Here is a 24,107-nt window from a genome sequence, read left to right as displayed (position 1 = left end):
ACAAAGGAGATGGATAAATTGATAAACTCACAACCCATTCGCTTTAGTGAACGTTTGCACTTAATTGACGGATTTGACTTAGGACTCACTAGAAGAACCGGCACTTATGTGATTGGAGAGAAAGAGTTGACTGTAGTCGATACAGGATCAAGCCCTTCTGTCAAACACGTCAAAAAAGGACTAGCGGCTTTAGGATTTACTCTTGAAGACGTCAAATACATAATCGTTACCCATGTCCATTTGGATCATTCAGGGGGAGCGGGACTGTTGTTACAAGGGTGTCCAAACGCTCAAGTAGTTGTTCATCCTAAAGGCGCTAGGCACCTGATTGAGCCTAGCCGACTGATAGCGGGAGCACGAAAGGTTTACGGAGAGCAGTTCGATCAATTGTTTGACCCAATCGTTGCTATTCCAGCAGATCGCTTACTTGTTAAAACTGAAGGCGATCAACTAGTCATTGGACCTACGTGCACACTAGAATTTTGGGATACCCCAGGACACGCCAACCACCATTTTAGTATTTACGATCCTGTCAGTAATGGCATGTTTGCCGGAGATACAGTTGGAATTCGCTATGAACAATTAGTCAGTGAAGGCATCGACTTGTATTTGCCTTCTACATCGCCCAATCAATTCAATCCACAAGCGATGCAACATGCCGTTGAACGGATGTCCATGTCAAAGCTTGATGCCATCTATTATGGTCATTTTGGAAAAACGGATCAACCAGAAAAGGCGCTTCGCCAGGTAGCAGAATGGCTAACAGTATTCGTGTCAGAAGGTCAGCGTGCTTTTGCTAATGAGATCGGCGTTGAGCAATTGGCTGACCGACTTTATGAGCGGATTCAATATTATTTACGGACGCAAGGTGTGCCAGACAATCACCGGGTATATCCATACATTCGACTGGATATGCAAGTGAGCGCCATGGGCATTTTAGATGCGTTATCGAAACAACCAAAGCACACCTAAAATTAAATGGCATTTAACTAGCTATTCATCATATATTCATTCATTTGAATATTATTCTAATCGAAACAAAGTGGAGGAATGCATCGAAATGATTCAATTGAAATTATTTCGATAACAAATGAATAAAAATAATTATTCATTTGTTATTGAATTGAAGTGAATAATGTGATTGAATTGAGGTGATTTGCTAATCTCTACTAAATTTGTGAGTCGACTGTTTAAGTTGACTGCTCTTAGGGGTAAATAAAATCCATACAGCTTTCGAATTTGCTAGTCTGACCTCTAGATGCAGACAACTAAACGAAAGAGACAAGTGAGAGGTGGAGTTTTTAGGTATGCAAGTATTAACAGAGAAAACAGCCATTATTACAGGAGCGGGAAAAGGCATCGGGCGCGCAACTGCACTGGCTTTAGCCAATGAAGGTGTCAATGTCGGATTGATTGCGCGGACCGAAGCAGATTTAATAAAGCTGACTGCAGAAATTAAGTCATTACGCGGTCGTGCGGCATATGCTGTGGCAGATGTATCTGATTTGGCGCAAGTAGAAGCAGCAGTTAAAAAGTTAACGAACGAACTTGGAACGATTGATATTTTGATTAATAATGCAGGAATCGGCAAATATGGACCGTTTTTAGAACTAGATCCAAAAGACTGGAAACAGATGATTGATGTCAATTTGATGGGGATGTACTATGTTACTAGAACAGTCTTGCCGCAATTGATCAACAAGAACGGGGGGGACATTATTAACATTTCCTCAAGCTCGGGATTGCGAGGAACTGTCGGGTCGAGTGCTTATAGCGCTTCAAAATTTGGTGTGCTCGGCATGACAGAATCGTTGTCTCAAGAAGTTCGTAAGCACAATATTCGGGTTTTCGCTTTGACACCAAGTCGCGTAGTAACAGATTTAACAGTTAAAGAAGGTGAAACAGAACAACAAAAAGAAAAATTTATGCAGCCAGAAGATTTGGCAGAATACATGGTAGCGCAGCTGAAACTGCATCCACGTATTTTCATTCCAACTTCTAGTCAATGGGCAACCAATCCATTTTGAACAAAAAAACGAGCCAGGGAGAATTTTCCTGGCTCGTTTTTTTAATTATTGGCTAGTTTTGTTACGTAATCTTCAACTTCCTGGGAATTGCTTAGCGCAAGGATGTGATCCGTGTGCTGTGCCATTTCTGCTTTGGACAGTTTGCTGATTTGCGAACGGGCTTTTAAAATCGATGAAGCGCTCATTGAGAATTCATCAAGACCGAGACCCAGAAGAATCGGAATGGCGATTTCGTCTCCAGCCATTTCTCCACACATCCCAGTCCATTTGCCTTCACGATGCGACGCATCAATGACCATTTTAACTAAACGCAAAATAGCAGGATTAAATGGCTGATACAAATACGACACGCTTTCGTTCATGCGATCAGCGGCCATTGTGTACTGAATCAAGTCATTCGTACCAATCGAGAAAAAATCCACTTCTTTTGCGAATGTATCTGCCATCACTGCGGTAGAAGGAATTTCGACCATGATACCGACTTCGATCGATTCATTTACTGCCACGCCTTCAGCTTGAAGCTTCGCTTTTTCTTCTAATAATAATGCTTTTGCTTGGCGGAATTCGTCAAGCGTTGCAATCATCGGAAACATAATTTTCAAATTTCCATGAACGCTGGCACGCAGTAATGCCCGCAGCTGCGTTCTGAACATGTCTGGCATTTCTAGGCACAAACGGATTGCACGTAACCCAAGAAATGGATTAAGTTCTTTCGGTAATTCGAGATACGACAATTCTTTGTCGCCACCGATGTCTAGCGTACGAACAACGGTAGGTTTGCCTTTCATGCCTTTTAATACAGACGAATATGCTTCGACTTGTTCATCTTCTGTTGGGAACTGATCACGTCCCATATAAAGAAATTCGGTACGGTATAACCCAATCGCTTCGCCGCCGTTATCAAGAACGCCTGCAATGTCTTTAGGTGTTCCGATGTTGGCACCCAGTTCAATCGCTTGACCGTCAGCGGTGATGGTTGCTTTGTTTTTCAAGACAGCCCATTGTGCTTTTTGTTTGTCAAAGTCTGCTTGTTTGTTTTTATACTCTTCAATGACGCTGTCTTCTGGCGCGATTAAAATCTTTCCATCTAAGCCGTCAACAATAATGATTGTGCCATTTTGAATATCGGCCATGGCTGTTTTAGCGCCAACTACCGCAGGGATTTCCAGCGTGCGTGCCAAAATCGCCGAGTGGGAAGTGCGTCCACCAATATCGGTAATAAAGCCTTTAACGAACTTCGCATCTAGTTGAACCGTATCCGATGGCGTTAAATCTTCTGCGATGATAATCACTTCGTCTGAAATCATGCTTGGGCTTTGAATCGTGACACCAAGTAGGTGAGCAAGTACTCGTTTTCTCACGTCACGAATGTCAGCAGCGCGTTCTTTCATATAGTCATTGTCCATAGCTTCAAACATCGCAATGAACATATCAGTTGCTTCTTGCAAAGCAAACTCAGCGTTAACGTTCTCAGTCTTGATTTTCTCTGTAACCGGCCCAACAAGTTCAGGATCACTCAATACTAAAAGATGAGCGCCAAAAATCGCCGCTTCTTTTTCACTAATTGCTGCAGCTGTTTTTTTCTGAATCACTTCTAGCTCTTGGATGGATAGGTCTAAAGCTGCTGTTAAACGTACGACTTCGCCATGGGCATCCAAAATTGTCCGTTTATCAACATTCAATTTCGGATCTTCCAAGCGAAAAGCTTTCGCGATCGCAATTCCATTGGAGGCTGCTATTCCGGACATGGTTTGTGTCATTGGTTTGAAATCCCTTCTTTTTCCATAACAGCTGTTGCTTGTTCAATTGCTTCGTTTTCATCTTCACCGTCAGCGGCAATCGTTACCACCGAACCACTTGGTACGCCAAGTGACATAACACCTAAAATAGATTTTAAGTTTACTTTTTTGCCTTTGTGTTCAATCGTAATGTCCGATTTGAATTTCGATACCGCTCCAACTAATGCGGATGCGGGACGGGCGTGCATACCTGCTTCATCTGTAATTGTAAATTGTTTTTCGACCATGATTAATTTCCTCCTCTAATGGGTTTTGCCATTTTAAACTAAATGACCGTTTATGACGGTTATCAAGTGAAATAAAATAAAAAACGGCTTTTTTGAGTGCTTATGACCGATTATGATTGATTTTGGAAGCGATTTCAAGTATCATCCCTTTAACAGAACATTTACTTTATTGAAAAGAGGGTGAATACTTGCTAACCAACGAACGGCATGCGTATATTTTACAGCTACTTGAAGAAAAGCAAACAGTCAAAATTCAACAACTGGTGGAATCCACCGGCGCATCCGAATCAACCATTCGAAGAGATTTGACCGATCTTGAACAGTTGCAGAAGTTAACACGTGTTTTTGGTGGTGCTACTGTAACCGGGCAGAATCTGCTAGAACCTAGTATTTTCGACAAATCGACACAGTTTTTAGATGAAAAAATAAAGATTGCAGAATTTGCATCTTCACTTGTCCAGCAAGGCGATAGTGTTTTTCTAGATGCCGGTACGACAACCTTTCAACTAATTCCGTTTCTCAAAGATAAAGATTTGGTCGTTGTAACCAACGGGTTAACGCTTGTCGAAGCTCTTAATGAGCAAGGCATCACTACTTATTTAACCGGTGGATTGATGAAGCCGCGAACTGGCGCATTTGTCGGTTCTCAAACGATTCAAGCCTTGCAGAACTACCGCTTTGATAGTTGTTTCCTCGGCATCAACGGTTGTCACCCGGACTATGGCTATACAACGCCAGACCCGGAAGAAGCAGCCGTCAAACAAGTAGCCAGTTCGTTAGCGCGAAAAACCTTCGTGCTCGCTGATCATTCCAAAATCAATAAAATCAGTTTTGCCAAGATTATGGACTTAGAACGTGCCACCTTAATTGTAGATGAAATTTCCAAAGAAGCCAATGCTATGCTTGAAAAAAAGACAATTGTAAAGGTAGTGACTCGATGATTTACACGTGTACAATTGCACCTTCTATTGATTACACCGTTTATGTACCGGACTTTGAACAGGGGAAATTGAACCGTAGCAACGACGTTTACTATTATCCAGGCGGCAAAGGCATTAATGTTTCTCGTGTGTTGCAGCGGCTAGGCGTCACAAGTCGAGCGCTTGGCTATGTGGGAGGCTTTACCGGGCATTATATAGATGCGTTTTTAAAAAACGAAGGCATCACGACGGACTTTATTGAAACGACTGAAATCACCCGCATGAACGTTAAAATCAAATCAGCAGAAGAAACGGAGTTAAACGGTCCCGGTCCAGAATTAACGAAAGCACAACTGTCTGCATTGACCGAAAAAGTGCGCCGTATGAAGAGTGGCGACTGGTTTGTACTGGCTGGGAGTTTGCCAAGTTCGATTGCACCGTCGTATTTTTTAGAACTGGCCACTATTTGTGAAGCCAAAAACATTCGCTTTGTAGTAGACACATCCGGTCCGGCCTTAAAGAACATACTGACGACACCGGTTTTTTTGATCAAACCCAATCAACAGGAGTTGGGTGACTTGTTCGGTGTTGAAATCGCTCATTTGTCAGATGCCTACGACTATGCCAGTAGGTTAGTGGCACGAGGTACACAACATGTGATTGTTTCGATGGGAAGTGAGGGTGCGCTGTTTGTAACAAAAGATCTTGCGCTTGTCGCGAGAGCCCCGCAAGGAACTGTCGTTAACACAGTCGGCTCTGGCGATTCATTGGTATCTGGATTTATCGCGTCGTACGTAGCGGGTCAAGATGTGGCGCAAGCTTTCCGCTACGGGGTTGCTAGTGGCAGTGCCACTGCTTTTCGGTCGGATTTGTGCCAAAAAGAAGAAGTTGATCGATTAGTCGAACAAGTCGTAGTTTCCCCATACGGAGAAAAGGATGTGACAAAATGAACATCACTCAGCTGTTAACCGAACAAACGATCATTTTAAACTTATCCGCCACAACCAAACAACAAGTACTAGAAGAACTGGTATCTCAACTTGAGCGTGCTGGTAAATTAGCGGATCAAGATGCTTTTACCACAGCCATATTAGCACGTGAAAGCCAAAGTACGACAGGAATCGGTGACGGTATTGCTATCCCACACGCCAAGTCCGCTGCAGTCAAGTCACCAGCCATTGCATTGGGTCGGTCGGTTGAAGGGCTTGATTTTGAATCGCTTGACGGTCAGCCTGCGCATTTGTTTTTTATGATTGCGGCGAGTGAAGGCGCTAACGACGATCACCTAGAAGCGCTGTCCCGCTTGGCGACATTTTTGATGGATGAACGGTTCCGTACGAATATTCTCGCGGCAGAGTCGAAACAGCAAATCCTGCAAGTGGTCGCAGAAAAAGAAGCTTCTTTAGACAAAGCGGAAGTTGCAGAAATGGCATCCACCGATCGTTCAGAAAAGAAAATTCTTGCAGTGACTGCTTGTCCAACAGGGATTGCGCACACGTATATGGCGGCTGAAAAGTTAAAAGAACGGGCCAAAGAGTTGAATATTTCGTTAACAGTAGAAACCAACGGCTCGAGTGGTGTGAAAAATGGGTTGACTGCTGAAGACATTGCCGGAGCGGATGCCATTATTGTTGCAGCAGACACCAAGGTGGAAATGAGTCGTTTTGACGGCAAGCCAGTTATTCAAACAGCGGTGGGCAAAGCCATTTATGAAACAGATCAGTTATTAAACCGTGCAGTAAATGGAGATGCACCGATATATAAACACGACACATCGCAAGACGAAGCGAAGACAAACGACACGAAAAGTGGATTTTATAAGCATTTGATGAACGGCGTATCGAATATGTTGCCATTTGTTGTCGGGGGTGGTATTCTCATTGCTATTTCGCTTTTCTGGGGTATTAATGCCGGCAATCCCGACAGTCCGGAATACAACGAATTTGCGGCTATGCTGAACACCATTGGTGGTGCCAATGCGTTCTTCTTAATGGTTCCGGTTCTCGCCGGCTTTATTGCGATGAGTATTGCGGATCGTCCTGGATTTGCACCGGGTATGATTGGTGGCTTGATTGCGATTACGGTGACAGGTGTTGAAGGCGCGAGTGGCGGTTCTGGATTTCTCGGCGGCCTGATTGCTGGGTTTCTCGCCGGGTACGTCACACTTCTAGTAAAAAAACTATTTTCTCGTTTACCTGAGTCATTAGAAGGATTAAAACCGGTGTTGTTTTTCCCGGTGTTTGCGATTGCCATTACCGGCATTATTATGATGCTTGTCAATCCACAACTAACGAAAGTTTATACAGCGATTTCTACATTTTTGGAAAGTCTCGGTGGTACGAATTTGGTGTTGGTCGGATTGTTACTCGGCGGGATGATGGCCATTGATATGGGTGGTCCTATTAACAAAGCAGCTTATACATTTGGTCTAGCGATGTTGGACGCGCAAAACTTCAATTTCATGGCGACGGTCATGGCAGCAGGAATGGTCCCACCGCTCGGCCTAGCCATTGCGACAAGTTTGTTTAAAAACAAATTCACCAAACCTGAACGCGAAGCAGGTAAAACCGCATACGTGCTCGGAGCTTGCTTTATTACTGAAGGTGTTATTCCATTCGCAGCAGCAGACCCAGCGCGCGTTATTCCGGCTTCAGTGGCGGGAGCGGCAGTGACAGGTGCTTTGGTCATGTTCTTTGATATCGGACTGCGTGCTCCTCACGGCGGCATTTTTGTTATCGGCCTGGTCGACGGCGGCGTTCCCAGCATCTTACTTTATATGTTGGCTATTTTAGCAGGTGCTGTCATAACGGCATTAGTTGTCGGTGCTTTGAAAAAAAGAGTAGTTTCAGCTGCCTAATCCAAAACCGTTTCAGGAAAAATCCTGGAGCGGTTTTTTGTGTACATCACACAGAAAAAGGACAGATCCAATGGATAACTTTAAAAGAAATAGGGTATTGAATAATGCAGAAAAAAGCAACGGACCGGTCGTTACATGCTAAAGACAGCTATAAATAGCTATCTCATAGTAAAACGATAACTTACTAATTGAAAGGAGTGGCGGGAGATGAATGAAGAATTTTTCCATCAATTTAATCAAGCCTTTTTTCAAGGAGACCGGCAATTCATTGAAAACTATATCGCTGAGGACATTGTCTGGACGATGGTAGGAGCCGAATCGATCGTAGGGAAACAAGCGTTTCTTGATGCGGCATTCGGGATAAATGAAGGGTACACGGGGATGAATTATTCAACTGAGTTGTCGTTAGTTGGGAAGAAGGGAGCGGCACTTACCGGTAAAATGAGTCGAAAAGGAGAAGATGGTACTGAGAAAGTCTACACGTATTGTGACTTATATGAAGTAGACGACGCAAAAGACAGCAAGATAAAGACATTGATCACTTTTGTCATTGAGTCGACTGACTAAGCGAAAAATTTTGATTAATAAATAAAAGTTTGTCAGGTTATGGAAAACCGAAAGATTCTGGTGTTTTCCGAAGCTTGTGTTACTGCAAATGCTCTTTCACATACGGAATCAGGTTACTTTTGTTGGAGGAAAAGTAACCTGATTTTTTTATATGCCGTTAGAAATGTACGGGAATCAATCGAAGGAATCCATGTAGTCTTTTACTTATGGTTAAATAGGTATGCATTCCATACTAGCCGCGAAATACAGATAGTTAAATCTTATGGATAACGAAAAGATTACAAAAAAATCAGTTCAATCTTATTTTCTCGATAACTTCTCGACAATTGGTCCTTATAATCAAAACAACAACGTTTACTATACCGGAACAAATGAACTTTCTATTAGATGAAACACCCATAAGCAGTTCATATGCATTCATGAACCTTGACTAAAGGAGGAATAACTATGGAAATCCATGTAACATGTGACGATTGTAAAATCACCGGTAAGTTTAGCTCACCGCAAAAAAATGGAGAAGTCGGAATTCATTCGATTACAACTGGTTTTCAAGTAGGGGTTAGTTGGAAAAGTGAAGTAATTGAAAATTTTCAAGAAGCGTTTATCCGCCAAGTGGGCAAAGCTACAACTGATGCACAACGAAAAGAAATCTTAGAAGAGGGGATTTCTGAAAATGCATTTTCGGAAACCATTGATTTTGAATTGTGTTTTACGTGTCGAGGTTGTGGCAATCGAATCACGCTAAATGATTTTCAATTAATCGATTTGATTGGATTTTAGTTTTGTATAGACGGAGTACGTGCTTTTTAGGTGAGTTCCATAATATTTTGTGATAAAATAGCCCAATATCAAGTTAAGATAGAAGAGGTGAACAGTATGACCACCATCTGTTTGGTTCGCCATGGTGAAACGGATTGGAATGCCCAAGGGAAAATTCAAGGAAAAACAGATATTCCATTAAATGCAGCGGGTGTCGAACAGGCGACTCGCTGTGGTCATCATTTGTCAGCTTCTAATTGGGATTTAATGATCACAAGTCCACTCCAACGTGCTCGTACAACTGCAGAAATTATCAATGAATCTTTAATGTTACCACTTATTGAAATGGAAGAATTTGCAGAAAAGCATTTTGGTGACGCCGAAGGAATGACCTATGAAGAGCGGGCACTTACTTTTCCGGATAGGTTTTATCCAAATCAAGAAGACAATGATTTGTTTGCCAAGCGATTAGAAATCGGATTGAAAAGGATTGCCGATCGGTACCCAAATCAGCGGGTGTTGCTTGTTTCACACGGAGGTGTCATCAATGCCTTGCTCGGTGAATTGTCAAATGGTGAAATTGGTTCTGGAAAAACAAGACTCCTGAATACTTGTCTTAGTCACATTCAGTTTGACCGAGACCAATGGCTAATCAAAAATTATAACCAAGTGAGCCACCTCCAAAAATCGGGTAGCAAAATTTAACCAAAAAAGCAGCAAAGACAAAAGTCTTTGCTGCTTTTTATTTACCCGCCGCTTTGTCTTTATCCATGCGGTATACATAGACAGCAAGTGCTCCCATGAATAACGCGGAATTGAACCAAAAGACAATGTCTCCCAGCCCACCATCAAAAACAACTGCGTTCGCTGTAGTGATTACTTGCATCATGACAATAAATAAAATCAATACGGTTGAAGTTTTCATTAAATCAACTCCGTTCTGTTATCCATTATAAAGCGGCTGCACATTAATTCAAGCGGCTGCCTGCAAAAAGTAGAGCAATGAGACGTGAATCTTTCGTGTGCTAATGGGATAATAGTCAAAAGAGTCGTTAACCTCAAGGAGGAGTCATTATGGTTAAATGGAAAGAAGAAATGATCATAGCTGTTGAAATCGATAAAGTTTGGAGTTTATTTCGGGATGACTGTGTACAAAAACTAATGCCCAAAGTAGAAGAGCATGTGTTGCTTGAAAACGATCACGATCAGCTAGGCGCTAAACATGCCCAAAGCTATTACGAAGGGGGGCAATTGCAAACGTACATTGTGGAGACCGTCGGTTATGAAGATTTGCCAGACAAAAAAATCAAACAAACTCAGTTTGACATGAATCAGCTAGTTGTTGTGTTTTATTCGTTTACCTTATTAAAAGACGGAGAAAAGCGCACAAAATTTATCTACGAAGGATCTAATAAAGGCAAAGGAATGATGGGCAAAGCGATGCTGTTGTCGGGCAGTAAAAAAACTCGCCAGCAAACCATTAAGACGTTTATGGAGCGGGTAAGAGACGAAGCATTAAAACTGTAAAGGAGAGTGTGGGACGTGATTCAGTGGAATGAGCAACGCATTATTGCAGCACCAATCGATCAAGTATGGGCGTTATTTTCAGATGAGCAACTGCAGCGCATCATGCCGCAATTGGAAAAACATCAATTAATTGAAGGATCACCAAACAGAGTGGGATCAAAATATGCGCAGCAAAACCGAATAGCTGGCCGTTTGGTTAGCTATGTCATGGAAATTACGGCCTACACCGATTTACCCGAACAAAAACGCAAAGACATCCATTTTGTGGCAGCCGGACTTTTCGAAATTACATTGAGTTTTGCATTAAGTCGACTGGATGCTGAACGGACTTTATTTGTTTATAGCGGTTCTAATAAAGGCGCCAATGTAATCGGAAAAACTTTACTCAAAATTGACCCTCATGACAGCAGTAAGCAACAAGTAGATGAGTTACTGGCGCGGGTAGTAAAGATCGCTGAATCGTGAAGATTTACATCATCGGCTCGGTTGGGAGCGGCAAGACCACATTGGCTCGTCAGTTGTCTAAGGTTTTAACAATTCCTCATTTTGAAACAGATAATTTTGTTTGGAGTCGGCAAGGAGACGGAGACATGCGTAATGCCGAATCAGTGAGAGACGAACAGTTGCTTACCGCTGTTAGACAGATAAACTGGATTGTCGAAGGTGTACACACGGGTTGGACAGAACGAGCGATGCATGCTGCAGATGTCGTAGTCTTTTTGGATATGCCTTATGCTGTAAGAACATATCGATTCGTTTTTCGCTATTTGAAACAAAAAGCGAGAGTAGAGCGCTCTAATTATAAACCCAGTCTTAGTATGTTAGTCAAAATGTTTAACTGGAACCGATATTTCGAAGAAACGATAAAGCCCGCGTTTCTTCTGCAATGTGAAACCTTACCCAATCAATTTATTGTCATTAAAAATCGTCAAGAGATTGACCGGTTAATAAATGATTTATTAACGACAGAGCAGTAAAAATCATTTATTTACTTAATATGTAGTATCCTACATAAGGATTTATCACATAAAATCAATTACGTCAACAAGAAAAAAACTTTGCACAACTTAAAACTAAAACCCATTCATAAAGCTGCGATTTTAAGTAGCAGAGAGCTGCCAAATTCTGTATCATACATAAAAAGTACAACAGGGTGCTTAAATTTTGCGAGGAGGGAATAGCCGGTGATAAAGGTCTACGAAAAAGAACAGGTGCTATGTGTGGAAGGATTTTTAGAAGCAACACGTAGTAAAGTCTTTGTCTATTTGGTTGACGGCATGTTGATTGACACAGGTGCTGAAAAGCTTCAGCCTGAATTGATTGATTTTTTTACGAATCAGTCATTTGATCAAGTGGTTTTAACGCATCATCACGAAGATCATACGGGAAATGCCGCGTGGCTCCAGCAGCATCAGCATAAACCCATTTTTATTCATTCAATGGGAATCGCGATCACCAAAAAAGATGGGGAATACCCAGATTACCGAAAAATTACTTGGGGAAATCGTTTCGCGTTCGATGCGTTGCCACTGAATGATCAAATCTGTTCGCGATCACTGAGCTGGCAAGTGATCCATACGCCGGGACACGCAGACGATCATATCTCGTTATTCCATGCACCATCCGGCCGGCTTTTCACTGGAGATTTGTTTATCTCACCGAAAACTCGTGTCATGATGACAAGTGAATCGCTGCCGCTCATTGCTGCTTCTCTTCGTAAATTACTAGCGCTGCCATTCCAAACCGTCTTTTGCAGTCATGCAGGAGTTTTAGAAAATGGTCGGTCTTTATTAGAGCAAAAACTGCTGTATTTAGAAACCCTTCAGCAAACAATCATTGAGCTTTATGAAAAAGGACTGCAGTTAAGTGACATCAACGAACAACTTTTTTCGAAATCTTACCCAATTACCCAATTTTCAAGCGGTGAATGGGATACCGTTCACATTGTCACCTCAGTCATAAATGATTGGCACGATAAAAAAAGTCGCCATCTTCGACCTCGAGCAACTACACTGGGAATCCTGAGAAAAGGACAATCGATTTTAGTTGAGCAACAATTTGCGCATCATTCAGCTGGAAATGGTCCGTTTTACCGACCACTGGGTGGAACCATTGAACTTGGCGAGCCCTCTACAATGACCTTACAGAGAGAGTTCAAAGAAGAAATCAATGCCAGTATTGAGATTATACGCTATGTAGATGTACTGGAAAACATCTACACACTGAAAGAACAAGTCTTTCATGAAATCTCACTCATTTATGAAGTGGAATTTACGGACAGCAGTTTTTACAATCAGCGCGTATTTGACGTGGTAGAAGGAAGCAATAAGACCAAAGCGACTTGGATTAGTTTACAAGAGCTGTCGCTTGCTGAGACCATTCTTTATCCAGTTGGATTGCTTGCAATCTTAAAAAAGATGATGGACCCTGTTAACACTAACTAGTCGTTACTTTCTATCGTTTCAAGAACATTAAACGGAGCTTTGGTATACTGAAGAAACCAAGTCCGCAAGTTAGGGATGGATGAGAAAAGGAGAATGTCCTCCATGATTTACGTCATTATGTTACTGGAATTATTGGCAATCGCTTTATTTATTTATTACGTCAGTGGCCGTTTAATGGGTTCTAAGATCAATTTCACGAAAAGAATTCTTTCTGTCTTATTGGGAGTCAGCTTAACAACATTCGTGTATTGGTATTCCTATTTACGTTATATCGATTTTATGAGCGAAGATATTGGTTTTGCGGTTGCAGATGCTAGTGCCATTATTTGGGTCGGCAGTATGTTGCTAATTTCCATGCTCTTTTATCTGTTTTTTGAACTGTTTGATCCAATTGAACTCGGTGAGCGTGGAGAACGGATCACCGGTCAGAAATTTATCTTACAGCGCATCAGACATCGGTGGAGACGTCAAAAACGATTGAGTCAAGTACTAGAAATCGCCGTCAGAAACGGGTTTTCACGCACAATTCGGTATGCGCGTCACCGGGAGAATAATCGTGATTTCGCTATTGCTTTTCGCGATACATTAGAACAAAGTGGTGGCATTTTCATCAAATTCGGGCAAGTGTTATCGACGCGCACAGAGTTGTTTTCACCGGTTTTTATCGAAGAACTAGAGACCTTACAGCAAGATGTTAAACCGTTAACGAGTGAGCAAGTAACAGCGATTTTAAAGAAATCATTAGCTGCTGGAGTGGAAGATGTTTTCTCGGAATTCAATATGGATCCATTAGCTGCAGGTTCAATCGGACAAGTCCATCAGGCTGTGTTGAAATCAACGCAAGAAAAAGTTGTCGTTAAGCTACTACGTCCCGAAGTAAAAGGCGTTATGCGTAACGATTTGGATATTCTTGTTGAGTTTGCAGAATGGGTGACGAGTAAATCTACTTGGGCTGAGAACATCGGTTTTCGTGAGTTAGCGATTGGCTTTGCGAACGGTTTGCGTGAAGAAATCAACTTTGAAATTGAAACACGTAATACCATTCAAGTCGCAAATGCCTTAAGAAAAAGTGATTATCCTGTGAAAATTCCGCATATTTTTCAGGAGTATTGCAATGATAATTTGATCGTCATGCAGTATTTTAAAGGAAAAAGCATTTCGCGCGGACAAGCTGTTTTTGATCATTTTGCTATCGATCAAAAAGAGTTTGGACGTACAGTGTTGTTTTCGTTTTTTGAGCAAATGCTGTTTTCAGGTATTTTTCATGCCGATCCGCATCCTGGCAATATTTTTATTGATGAACAAGATGGAAAACCCATATTACTCGATTTTGGAGCTGTTGGACGTCTTGCAGCGCAACAGCAAGATGGACTAAACCTCTTTATCATCGGTGTGCAACAAAACGATGCAGAAGTCATTTGTGACGCGATTAGCGTGCTTGTAGAAGACAATAGTCATATTGATCGTCAAAAACTTGAACAATCAGTTGGTCAATTGCTGTTGAAAATTGCCTATGTCGATAAGATCCAAACTGAAGAACTGATTCATGCGATGTTTGATATTGTCCGTGAATTCGGGTTATCGTTTTATCCATCAGTCGGAATGGCACTTCGGTCATTAATCAGCCTGGACGGCACTTTACACACGATAGATCCGAAATTTGATATGTTCACGGAAGCTAAAGTGTTTGCGAAAAAATACAAAACGGCTGTCTTGAAAAAACCTTTTAAAGAACCGCGTGAAACGAAACAAAGAGTAGAAGAAGAATTAGCGTTATTAATCCCAGAATTGATGAAGTTGCCTAAACGTGCCGATCAGCTGATCCAGCGCATAGAAGGTGGCAAAATGATTCTCCATCATGATGTGTTTTCCGACAAACATAATGCCAATTTCATTTTGCAGCTATTTTCTCGGTTTGTGTTATTGTTTTCGGGCATCACATTCGGGTTAATCTCAGCAGCATTACTAGCCATTGCACAGTTTATCAATACTGCCTATGCCGTTTACTTAAACACAGCAGCTTATACCGGACTGTTTTTATGTGTTATTTTACTAGTAAGGCTGTCCATTCAAGCTATTCGGGACATGAAACGCAGCAATACTTGAGAAAACCTGCATCCAATCTGGGTGCAGGTTTTTTGTGTTTACCTAATGTGTTTTTGGTAAATCTTAGCTAGATGAAGGGGGAGGTTTTACTTCTATGAAATTAATGGTCTTGTAGTAATTTTTTTGATAAGGAACTACTAACTCAATAGACTTCATAACTGGATAAACTAGGGGTTACATAGAAGGGATTTATTTATTTGTTTGTTTTTGTTATGAAGTGACTGACAGGATGCGTTACTATAGACTACGAACTAGTAGTCTATGAATTTGTCGTTGGGACTAAGAAAAAACATATAGGAAGTTTATAGCTATAGGATGAGATTAAAAAACCCAATAAGGAAACAACAGTGAACTTAATGAAGTCAGAGGGAACAAAATATAAGACAGTGGCTAGATTGCAAAGAAACTAACGTCGAATTAGCTGGATAACAAGGAACAAAGGCGGGAAGCCAGAAACCGTGCCTAATCGTTAAATTCTTTTTAAGTTTACATAATATAAATTATCGGAAGTAACGTTTCACTCATTGAGTATACTTAAGACAGTGAGACAAAATCAATTTTTTCGTCGTTTTAAGCTAATTTATAGTATAACTATTTTTGTAACTATTTTTGTAACATTTTCTGTGTAACGTTGTTTATAATTTTACAATTGATCAACAAATTTAGTAATTGAAGAATTTTAGTTTTGAAAATTCTTCTGTAAAATTTCTTTTTAAAAATTCCTTTCTAAATAAATACAAATCTTCATGTTCATATTTTAAGTAGCTTTTAATTTACAAACTTCGCTAAACTACATCACCAGCAAATTCCACCGATGTCCATCCAAATCTGCAAATCCTGCGCCGTACAATCCATTTCGCTGTGTCGGCTCGCCAAACACAAATCCGCCTGCTTGTTTCACTTTTCCAATCGTCTCATCAAGTTCTTCTTTAGTCTCTACTGAGATGGAAAATAATACTTCTGTCGACTCGTTTGTGTTTGTTAACTCATTTTGCGTAAACCCTTTAAATTGCTCGTCTGTAAATAACATAATTTGTACGGGTGGATTGCCGATTAATAAACCTAGCATTTGATCTGACTCACTGCGACTTTCCATGATTGGTATTCCAATATTGCTGAAAAACTCTTTCGATCGATTTAAATCGTTAACAGGTAAATTAATCCATAATTGCTTCATCATATTCAACCTTCTTTCTTTTTTTATTCGATTATCTTGCGTTTATTTTAGTATAATTATCAGAATATTCATATCTAGAATTGGTTTTTAAGCTATTCTACTTGAAAATCTTTATCTTTAATAGATTTTCTATCAATTCTTGTATTGACTATTGAAATTATCTTTAAATTTACCGGTATTATACAGATTTTCTTATCAATTCTTGCTAAACTTAAAGAAAAAGAAATGAGCGATTTAATTGTCTGCAGCCACGGATCCAACCTTATTTCATAGCATTCAATCTTTTTCTATCCCATATGGTACGTCGGAATATCACCCGCTCCACCACCACCCCGCAACAGTAGAGTTGCTATTAGTGGTAGCTGGAACGGTTCACTGCAAAATTGACGGACAAACCTACTTAGCCCCCGCTGGAACGGTTCTTTTCATAGAAGCAGGAAAATGGCATGAGCAACTATATGCTGCTTCTGACATGCAGAGTGGCTATCGACTCACTTTTTGTACCGAAAACGTTGAAAGTTACGCGGAATTGCCTTCTATTATTCCTATTAGTCAGATTGATAGCTTCAATTCACTCTTGATGCAATTGAAGCAAGAAACAGAACATCCACGACCGGACTCTAGCCAAATAGCACATCACTTGATAAATTTGATCTTGCTACACGTAATTCGTTCTGCGAATAACCGAGAATCAATCAGTTACTCAAAATTGGATAAAACAATTCAAGAGATCAAGCATTATATGGAGGAAAACTACACAAAATCGCTGTCATTAGAAGAACTTGCTACGCGATTTGAGTTGAATAAATATCAATTAGCACGTCTTTTTAAACAAGTTACCGGTGTGAGTCCGCTCCAGTACATCATCTCTTGTCGTATCAATACAGCGAAATACTTACTATGTACGAGTAATAGTTCCATCTCCAAAATAGCTAGTAAAATTGGATACAAAAGCGATACGCAGTTTCAAGCGGCATTTAAGAAAGTTGTGAGTGTTACACCAAGGCAATATCGGGTAAACAACAAATAACGACGATACGCAATTAGCCTTTTTACGAGGTAAAAAATGCGATAAAGACCAAGGATATTATTTTGGACGTCCCTTGCCTGCAGCGTTGCACGATTTGACCACGGTATATAAAAAATAACCAAAATAAAAAAGTGGACGAAGATAATCGTCCGCTTTTTTATTTTGAATTTAAGAAGGTGGTGTGCTGTCTTCTACAAACACGTCGATAATCACCGGTTTCCGACTACCTTTCGCTTTTGTCAACGCTTGTCTCAGCTCATCACGGTTTTTAGCGGTATACCCTTCTCCGCCACAAGCATGAGCAAAGGCGGCAAAGTCGATATTTGCTAAATCTACTTGGGTTGATTTGTTGCCCATTTCTTGTTGTTCGTGTTCAATCAATTGGAGTTTTTGGTTATTAAAAACAACGAGAATCATCGGCAAGTCGTATTTAACTGCCGTGACGAAGTCTTGCATGCCCATTGGAAATCCGCCATCCCCGAGTAAAGCCACAACTTGCTTGTCGGGATACGCCAGCTTCCCTGCAATGGCACCCGGAAGGCCGCACCCCATCGTCCCGAGCCACGCCGACACCACGAGTTGTTGATTGTTTAGTTGCAAATAGCGTGCCGCCCACAACGTAATACTGCCAACATCGAGTGAGACAATGGCGTCCTCTTGTAAAATGCGTTGTACCTCCGCTATAACTTGCTGCGGCTGCAATTGGTGAGTTTCTGTATTCATGTCTTGTTGCAACGTGTCATGCCACCGTTCACGCTTTTGCTGGTACGTTAAAAGGAAGGCATCTTCTTTTTCCGTTAGTCTGGCAGTCAACCAAGTAGCAGTTGCTGCGAGTTCACTCACTAGTCCAAGCAACACCGGATAATACTTGCCGATTACTTTCGGATCTGTATCAATTTGAATAGCAGCTACATCCGCAGGCAAATAATCTCGGTATGGAAAAGCAGTACCTGCTAGGATCAGTAAGTCTGTTTCTTGCATAGCCTGTTCAGCCGGATCAGTCCCTAACTTTCCCAATTGACCGAGATTATGTGGGTGGTCGTCCGGAATAATGCCTTTCGCTGGAAAAGAAGCAATTAATGGCGCTTTCAGCTTTTCTGCCAATGCCAATACTTCCGCTTTTGCCCCTTTTGCCCCTTTACCAGCCAATATCACGGGTTTTTTCGCAGCATTTAGCAATTTTAATGCGTCTTGCAAGTCTTCTTCAGAAGCTCGTATATTCGGTCTAGAAAAAATAGCGGACGTAAGTGGTTTTTCATGTTTGATTTTTGTACTAAACAAATCACCTGAAACAATCAGCACTGCAGGTCCTTTTTCAGCATAGGCAGTACGAATCGCTTGATTAAGCATAGCCGGTAGTTGTTCTGCATGCTGAACAGACCGATTATAAACAGCAACTTCCTCAAACAGAGATTCCATTTTAAGCTCTTGAAACGTATCTGTTCCGACCAACTTGCTATCGACCTGTCCAATGATAGCTAGCATGGGTGTTTTGTCTTTTTGCGCATCGTATAGCCCATTTAACAGATGAACCGCTCCGGGACCTGCAATAGACAAGCAAACACCGATGTTTCCTGTCAATTTGGAAAGAGCGGCAGCTGCTAATGCACCGGTTTCTTCGTGCCGAACTTGGATAAAACGGATGCTTTCTTCTTTTCGCAATTCTACCATCAATTCATTGATCGAGTCTCCGGGCATCCCGTAAATGTGATTTACTTTCCACTCTTTCAGCAACTCGGTGACATAACTCCCAGCTGTTTTGTCAAACATGAATATCCCTCGCTCTCTACTGTTGACACAAGCTTTTTTGTTCCTTATACCTCGAGTTAGGAAACGTTAAACAAAAAAGACTCTTTAATTGCGAGGTTCAACAAAAGAGTTTTCCAATTAACACCCAAGATATTTGAATACTCATGTTATTTATGAAAATTAAAAAACAAGAGCGAGATTAACTTTCCTCTGCTCTTGTTTCTCATTATTGTTTGACTTGCTGTCGATGTCCAGTTAAAAAGAAAAAGGCAATCGTTCCGAGTACAGACGTTCCAAATAAAATAGCGCCCATTGGAACCGCAGAGGTTTCATTGATTCCAACGAGCGGTGACACAAGCGACCCAATAACTAAAGGCAACATGCCCACAACGGCACTTGCACTCCCTGCTCGGTGTCCTTGTCCTTTCATCGCCAGCGTAAACGAACTCGTAAAGATCATGCCAATCGCAATCATGTAAATAAAAATGGAAATCACAAGTGTTGCGAGTGGCCCTTGGATGAGTGTCATCATCAGCAGCACAAACGTAGCACTCACGGCGACCACGACAGCTCCTTGCAGCAAACGGTGCTCAGAAACATTGCCACCAAACTTTCCGATAATGAAACTGCCCAGAATCATAGCAATACCGTTAATGCCAAACAACACACTAAACGTTTGAGGCGACACACCGTAAATTTCTTGGTAGACAAAAGGCGTCCCGGCAACATAGGCGAAGCTTCCCCCGTGAATTAGTCCGACCACAAGCGCGTAGCCAATAAAGGGACGTTCCTTAAACAAACTGGCCATTGTCCGAACCGAATGACCGATGGAACTTGGCACGCGTTGTTCAGGCGGCAAAGTTTCCGGTAAGCGCAAAATCACCACAATCACCATGATTACACCTAGTAAACCAAGGAAATAAAATATTGTTTCCCAGCCAGCAAACGGCAACGCCAAAATGGCACCCCCTGCAATAGGAGCAGCCATAGGAGCAACTGCATTAATCACCATCAATAACGCAAAAAACTTGGTCATTTCTCGTCCTGTAAACACATCGCTCACGACCGCTCTCGATAACACCACACCACCCGATGCAGTAAATCCTTGAACAAAACGAGCCGCAACCAATGTTTCAATGTTCGGAGCAAGGGCACAGAGTACGGAGGCGAGTGCAAACAAAATGACGGAAACAATGAGTGGCTTTCGTCTTCCTACCGCGTCACTAAAAGGCCCAACGACGATTTGCCCAGCCGCGAGTCCAATTAAACACGCAGTCAAACTAAGTTGAACTAATGACACGTGCGCATCTAGTTCATCTGCAATCGCTGGAAACGCTGGTAAGTACATATCAATGTTCAATGGCGCTAATATGCCGAGCATGCTTAAAATCAATGCCAGCCCGAGCCGTTTTCTTCCTGTTGGGTTTTGCATCATCTTTTGAAAACCCCTTTCACTTCTCTCTATATCCTTCATTACTATACAGCATTTTTTCACAAGATGGCAGTAGCTACGTAGAAGATACTTACTGTTTCCATCTATTTTTTTCTAAAATTCAAAGACCGCAGTTCCAGTTGAACTGCGGTCTTTGTGTATTGATTGCACTTTTGTTCAGTCACTTGAGTAGTTCTTTAGTTGCTATGTTGTGAATTTAATAGAATATCCTTAAGTAGATAACTACATTTTTAATAAAAACCCATACTTTCTTTTTCGTTTAGTTTATATCCCCTAAATACACAACATTTTTCTGATTCTCTGCAAACTGCTGGATCGGTAACCGAATCCCTTGTGGATATATACGGTACTCCTGTAATTTAGCAATTGCTATCCACTTTATAAGTTCCTCCGTTTTGAAATACTTATTATCAAAATTCATTTCCTGCTTAAAACTAAAATGGAAGTTTAGTGAGTCGATAATTTAAGCCTAATGACTCCATCCATCTATTTAACCCTGTCCATAAACTTTCACAAAGCTGGTAAACGGTTTCCGTATCCGTCAACTGTCCATTCATAACGAACTGCACGAGTTCTCGGTAACCAGTAGGCACCGACTTCATCCGTACGGACTCTTCATAAGTTTTTGCTCTTGTACTGTAGTATGTATGATTTGCAAGACCGATTAACTTGGCTGTTTCCCATACCAAATCGTTTGCGCCAAGTGGGATGTAGTTGTGGTTGCCGCTATGGTAACTATTACGAATTTTTGCCATGGTCTCATATGGCTCCCCCACCATGAATTCTTTCATTACACGGTGAGCAGATGAGCTCAACCCTTCAAAAGGCAAGCATTTCACTTGTTCAAACAGGTTTGTAGGATCGTATACAGGTAAAACATGGATAAACGCTCCTGCTTTGATCGCCCAAGCATCATCAATCTTTTTGGCTTTCTCAAAAAACGCCTGCTTGTCATGAAAACCTATTTCGATTTTGAACTTGTCGTAAACAAATTCAAGATCTTCTATCGAATGATACTCTTTTGTCACCACATGCATTTCAATATCTGAATACGGTCCTTCTGTTTCTAACGCGATAGAGCCGTATACTCCGATGGCTAGTAGCTGCTCCCCGTAAGCTGCCAACAACCGGTCTTTTAATACAGCGATCATTTCTAACTTTTCACTTCGAGTAGTAGAAACAGGATACGTTAACAAAACAACTACCTCCTTACATAAAATCTCTTTCTACTTTCAAACAGTCAAAATTTTTCCCCCGCCATTCACAAGTTAAAGTGATCTTTAATTTTCGATTCCGCTCCAAACGGTTTGTGACCATGATAAACTTTATCATATCCTCCTATTGAGTAGTAAAGAGGTTGTTTAACCAAATCACACGCCAGCTTGGTCAAATTGCTGGGGACGATTGGCTTTTTGTTTTTTTGATTCCTGTACAATAATGACCGAGCTGATCACCATAACCATCCCTACGTATTGCCACGTTGATAACGTTTCATTAAAGATAAAGAACCCTACGACCGAAGCAACGACAGGTTCAATCGTTGCGATAATAGAGGCGCGGCTTGACTCGACATATTGAAGACCTTTTGTATAAAAAATAAATGGCAACATGGTCGAAAGAAAGCCAAGTCCAATTACCAGTCCAAGCACTTTTACGTCCATCAGAAGAGTTATTTTTGCACCTAATCCACTAAAAGGGACAATTGCCACGGTCGCGAAGAGAAACGTGTATACCGTAACGGTTAACGAGTCATATTTTGATAAGGCTGCTTTTCCGAATATGCTGTAAAGCGCATAGAAAAATCCTGATCCGAGTCCGAGGATTAATCCATAAAGTGAAATGGATGCGGTAGAATTAGAAAAGATTCCAATGACAAGCGAGCATCCTACTAACGTAATGAGAAGGGCTGTGAGTTTGCGAGTGGTTAATGCTTCTTTAAAGAAGATGCGCGATAAAATCGTCACGAACGCCGGTGCTGTATACAGCAAAATAAAGGCAACCGAAATGGAAGACTCTTTCATTGAACTAAACAAACACCAATTAAAGAGAACAATACTAATAATACCGGTACCTATGAAATACCTAGAATCCTTCACCTTTATTTTGAACAACTTCCGATTTTTCATCAAAACATAAGGAACCATGAAGATTGATGCCGTTAATACGCGCACAGCGACAACTTCAAGTGGCGTAAACCCTACTTCATAAAGGTAAGTGACAAAAACCCCGATAACACCCCATAGTGAAGCACCGATTGCAATAAGTAGCCACGCTGATTTATTTTCCACCCTATCCCTCCTACTTATAATCTATTTATACTACCATAGGACTTGTTACCTCATCAAAGCCATATTTGGATGAAAATACATTTTTTTGTTCTAGTCAGATACCTTTTTAGCATTAAATAGTTCTGACTAGAAGGTATCGTGGCTTTAACCATCAATTTCTCCATATAAAAACAGCACCTCCATTGTAGTTGTGTCTACCAATGGAGGTGCTGTTTTTTAATAAATAGCTCAGAAATACCCTAAACGCTTGAGCTCTTCGTAAACAATCCAAGAATATTTTTTTCTTCCTTCACTATTCAAATGGTCGGAATCAATAAAATACGCTTTGTTGTCTGTGAAACGTTCATCGTTCATATAATTTAAAAATGGGACATCTGTTTCAAGTTTGTTTAGGTACTGAAAAACAAGTCGATTCATGACTTCTTCATCGAAATGTTCTTGGTACGTCTTGTGTACGGGCTCCATAGTTAGAATGACTTCGTAGCCTTGCTCTTGACAATAATCTATTATTTCTTTTAGCCGCTCTAGGTTTTGTTCCATGTAATTATGTTCCATTGCTTTTCTATATTGCTCTTCTACGTATTCGGTTTTTCTTTCCGCATAATTTTGCCCATTATTTGCCCAAGATTGATGAGAAGTCCATTTAAGGCCTTTCCATTTGCTTGAGAGCGCAGAAGTAAAATTGTCACTATTTGTACCTGGAAAATACATGTATTTATAATAATCCAACAATCGAAACGATTCAATTTGCGTACGATCTAAAATTTCATAATAACGTCCTTCGTCTACATCCTCGTTCTCACTATTTATGAACGTCATTTGAGAAATGGATACTATGACAACTCCATCCGATTTCAAATACTCACCATACTCTTTCAATAATTTAAAATCGTATTCGAGCGCCTGACCAGGAAGAGCTAAATCCAAATGAGCCAAACCCGTTGGCTTAAAATAATAACCATACATGGAATGAGAGGCACCTAAATTGATGACGTCAACGGGATAAGGATCTTTCTTAAACGTCAAGATGTCCTCGTTGATGTTGTAACTCCGAGACTGCTTGACAAAGTTATTGACTGGTATAAACAGCAGTAAAGCCACAGTGATGATACTAGTTAACTTAATGAATAAACGGCCCATGGCAAATCCTTTCAATCTTGTCCTCTTTTTACTAAAC

General features: G+C 41.0%; 23 protein-coding genes. 14 read left to right on the top strand and 9 right to left on the bottom strand.

Annotated features, from left to right (window positions below; all coding sequences use genetic code 11):
• The first annotated feature begins 18 nt into the window (after window positions 1-18).
• Window positions 19-972: an MBL fold metallo-hydrolase gene (locus AJGP001_RS08710; protein ID WP_071154303.1), complete on the top strand. Its 954-nt coding sequence runs from the start codon at window positions 19-21 to the stop codon at window positions 970-972.
• A 335-nt stretch (window positions 973-1,307) separates the two neighbouring features.
• On the top strand, window positions 1,308-2,027 hold the full coding sequence (locus AJGP001_RS08705; protein WP_078080414.1) for a 3-ketoacyl-ACP reductase: 720 nt from the start codon (window positions 1,308-1,310) through the stop codon (window positions 2,025-2,027).
• A gap of 41 nt (window positions 2,028-2,068) precedes the next feature.
• On the opposite strand, the gene ptsP is transcribed toward AJGP001_RS08705, so the two are convergent.
• Together ptsP and AJGP001_RS08695 are read right to left on the bottom strand one after the other, a co-directional pair.
• Complete coding sequence (gene ptsP / locus AJGP001_RS08700; protein ID WP_071154304.1) at window positions 2,069-3,787, bottom strand: phosphoenolpyruvate--protein phosphotransferase; 1,719 nt, start codon at window positions 3,785-3,787, stop codon at window positions 2,069-2,071.
• A complete protein-coding gene (locus tag AJGP001_RS08695) occupies window positions 3,784-4,053 on the bottom strand; it encodes a phosphocarrier protein HPr (protein ID WP_058385357.1) in 270 nt (89 codons plus the stop codon). The genes ptsP and AJGP001_RS08695 overlap by 4 nt, the downstream gene beginning before the upstream one ends.
• Before the next feature lie 188 nt (window positions 4,054-4,241).
• Here AJGP001_RS08695 and AJGP001_RS08690 point away from each other — a divergent pair, with 188 nt between their 5' ends.
• The 6 genes from AJGP001_RS08690 (at window position 4,242) to AJGP001_RS08665 (ending at window position 9,861) form a co-directional block, all read left to right on the top strand.
• Window positions 4,242-4,994, top strand: coding sequence for a DeoR/GlpR family DNA-binding transcription regulator (locus AJGP001_RS08690; RefSeq protein ID WP_058385358.1), 753 nt, complete (start codon window positions 4,242-4,244; stop codon window positions 4,992-4,994).
• The gene (pfkB, locus tag AJGP001_RS08685) at window positions 4,991-5,923 is read left to right on the top strand and encodes a 1-phosphofructokinase (protein ID WP_071154305.1); all 933 of its coding nucleotides are present in this window, start codon (window positions 4,991-4,993) and stop codon (window positions 5,921-5,923) included. The genes AJGP001_RS08690 and pfkB overlap by 4 nt, the downstream gene beginning before the upstream one ends.
• Window positions 5,920-7,830, top strand: a complete 1,911-nt coding sequence (locus AJGP001_RS08680) for a PTS fructose transporter subunit IIABC (RefSeq protein WP_078080413.1) — start codon at window positions 5,920-5,922, stop codon at window positions 7,828-7,830. The genes pfkB and AJGP001_RS08680 overlap by 4 nt, the downstream gene beginning before the upstream one ends.
• A 207-nt stretch (window positions 7,831-8,037) precedes the next feature.
• A complete protein-coding gene (locus AJGP001_RS08675) occupies window positions 8,038-8,397 on the top strand; it encodes a nuclear transport factor 2 family protein (protein ID WP_078080412.1) in 360 nt (119 codons plus the stop codon).
• Window positions 8,398-8,844: 447 nt separating this feature from the next.
• Entirely contained in the window at window positions 8,845-9,177 is a 333-nt protein-coding gene (locus AJGP001_RS08670) for a hypothetical protein (RefSeq protein ID WP_078080411.1), read from the top strand.
• A 96-nt stretch (window positions 9,178-9,273) separates the two neighbouring features.
• The gene (locus AJGP001_RS08665) at window positions 9,274-9,861 is read left to right on the top strand and encodes a histidine phosphatase family protein (RefSeq protein WP_058385363.1); all 588 of its coding nucleotides are present in this window, start codon (window positions 9,274-9,276) and stop codon (window positions 9,859-9,861) included.
• A gap of 37 nt (window positions 9,862-9,898) precedes the next feature.
• On the opposite strand, the gene AJGP001_RS08660 is transcribed toward AJGP001_RS08665, so the two are convergent.
• A complete protein-coding gene (locus AJGP001_RS08660) occupies window positions 9,899-10,081 on the bottom strand; it encodes a hypothetical protein (protein ID WP_078080410.1) in 183 nt (60 codons plus the stop codon).
• A gap of 149 nt (window positions 10,082-10,230) precedes the next feature.
• Here AJGP001_RS08660 and AJGP001_RS08655 point away from each other — a divergent pair, with 149 nt between their 5' ends.
• The 5 genes from AJGP001_RS08655 to AJGP001_RS08635 all read left to right on the top strand — a co-directional run bounded on the left by AJGP001_RS08655 (window position 10,231) and on the right by AJGP001_RS08635 (window position 15,233).
• Window positions 10,231-10,683 (top strand): SRPBCC family protein, encoded by a 453-nt coding sequence (locus AJGP001_RS08655; protein ID WP_078080409.1) that lies wholly within the window; start codon window positions 10,231-10,233, stop codon window positions 10,681-10,683.
• 15 nt (window positions 10,684-10,698) lie between these two features.
• Window positions 10,699-11,148 carry an SRPBCC family protein gene (locus tag AJGP001_RS08650; protein WP_058385366.1) on the top strand — a complete coding sequence of 150 codons (450 nt, stop codon included), beginning with the start codon at window positions 10,699-10,701 and terminating at the stop codon, window positions 11,146-11,148.
• On the top strand, window positions 11,145-11,660 hold the full coding sequence (locus AJGP001_RS08645; RefSeq protein WP_083387012.1) for an AAA family ATPase: 516 nt from the start codon (window positions 11,145-11,147) through the stop codon (window positions 11,658-11,660). Before AJGP001_RS08650 ends, AJGP001_RS08645 begins: the two co-directional genes overlap by 4 nt.
• A 207-nt stretch (window positions 11,661-11,867) precedes the next feature.
• On the top strand, window positions 11,868-13,127 hold the full coding sequence (locus AJGP001_RS08640) for an MBL fold metallo-hydrolase (RefSeq protein WP_071153889.1): 1,260 nt from the start codon (window positions 11,868-11,870) through the stop codon (window positions 13,125-13,127).
• A gap of 102 nt (window positions 13,128-13,229) precedes the next feature.
• Entirely contained in the window at window positions 13,230-15,233 is a 2,004-nt protein-coding gene (locus tag AJGP001_RS08635) for an ABC1 kinase family protein (protein WP_078080407.1), read from the top strand.
• 790 nt (window positions 15,234-16,023) lie between these two features.
• Here the strand turns inward: AJGP001_RS08635 and AJGP001_RS08630 are convergent.
• Complete coding sequence (locus tag AJGP001_RS08630) at window positions 16,024-16,413, bottom strand: VOC family protein (protein ID WP_071153888.1); 390 nt, start codon at window positions 16,411-16,413, stop codon at window positions 16,024-16,026.
• Between the two features lie 235 nt (window positions 16,414-16,648).
• Between AJGP001_RS08630 and AJGP001_RS08625 the strand changes: the two genes are divergently transcribed.
• A complete protein-coding gene (locus AJGP001_RS08625; RefSeq protein WP_071153887.1) occupies window positions 16,649-17,440 on the top strand; it encodes a helix-turn-helix domain-containing protein in 792 nt (263 codons plus the stop codon).
• A gap of 168 nt (window positions 17,441-17,608) precedes the next feature.
• Here the strand turns inward: AJGP001_RS08625 and AJGP001_RS08620 are convergent, their stop codons facing one another.
• From AJGP001_RS08620 to AJGP001_RS08595, 5 genes are all read right to left on the bottom strand, one after another.
• Entirely contained in the window at window positions 17,609-19,210 is a 1,602-nt protein-coding gene (locus AJGP001_RS08620) for a pyruvate oxidase (RefSeq protein WP_071153886.1), read from the bottom strand.
• 205 nt (window positions 19,211-19,415) lie between these two features.
• Window positions 19,416-20,624: a Bcr/CflA family efflux MFS transporter gene (locus AJGP001_RS08615; RefSeq protein ID WP_078080406.1), complete on the bottom strand. Its 1,209-nt coding sequence runs from the start codon at window positions 20,622-20,624 to the stop codon at window positions 19,416-19,418.
• A 452-nt stretch (window positions 20,625-21,076) separates the two neighbouring features.
• Window positions 21,077-21,838 carry a kanamycin nucleotidyltransferase C-terminal domain-containing protein gene (locus AJGP001_RS08605; protein ID WP_078080405.1) on the bottom strand — a complete coding sequence of 254 codons (762 nt, stop codon included), beginning with the start codon at window positions 21,836-21,838 and terminating at the stop codon, window positions 21,077-21,079.
• 174 nt (window positions 21,839-22,012) lie between these two features.
• Entirely contained in the window at window positions 22,013-22,930 is a 918-nt protein-coding gene (locus tag AJGP001_RS08600) for a DMT family transporter (protein WP_071153885.1), read from the bottom strand.
• A gap of 228 nt (window positions 22,931-23,158) precedes the next feature.
• The gene (locus AJGP001_RS08595) at window positions 23,159-24,085 is read right to left on the bottom strand and encodes a hypothetical protein (protein ID WP_245830266.1); all 927 of its coding nucleotides are present in this window, start codon (window positions 24,083-24,085) and stop codon (window positions 23,159-23,161) included.
• Window positions 24,086-24,107: the final 22 nt, after the last annotated feature.

It is taken from the genome of Planococcus faecalis, from assembly GCF_002009235.1.
In the GTDB taxonomy this organism is placed as follows: Bacteria; Bacillota; Bacilli; order Bacillales_A; family Planococcaceae; genus Planococcus; species Planococcus kocurii.
Note: the sequence above shows the minus strand (reverse complement) of the source record. Positions and strands in the feature narration are given on the sequence as shown.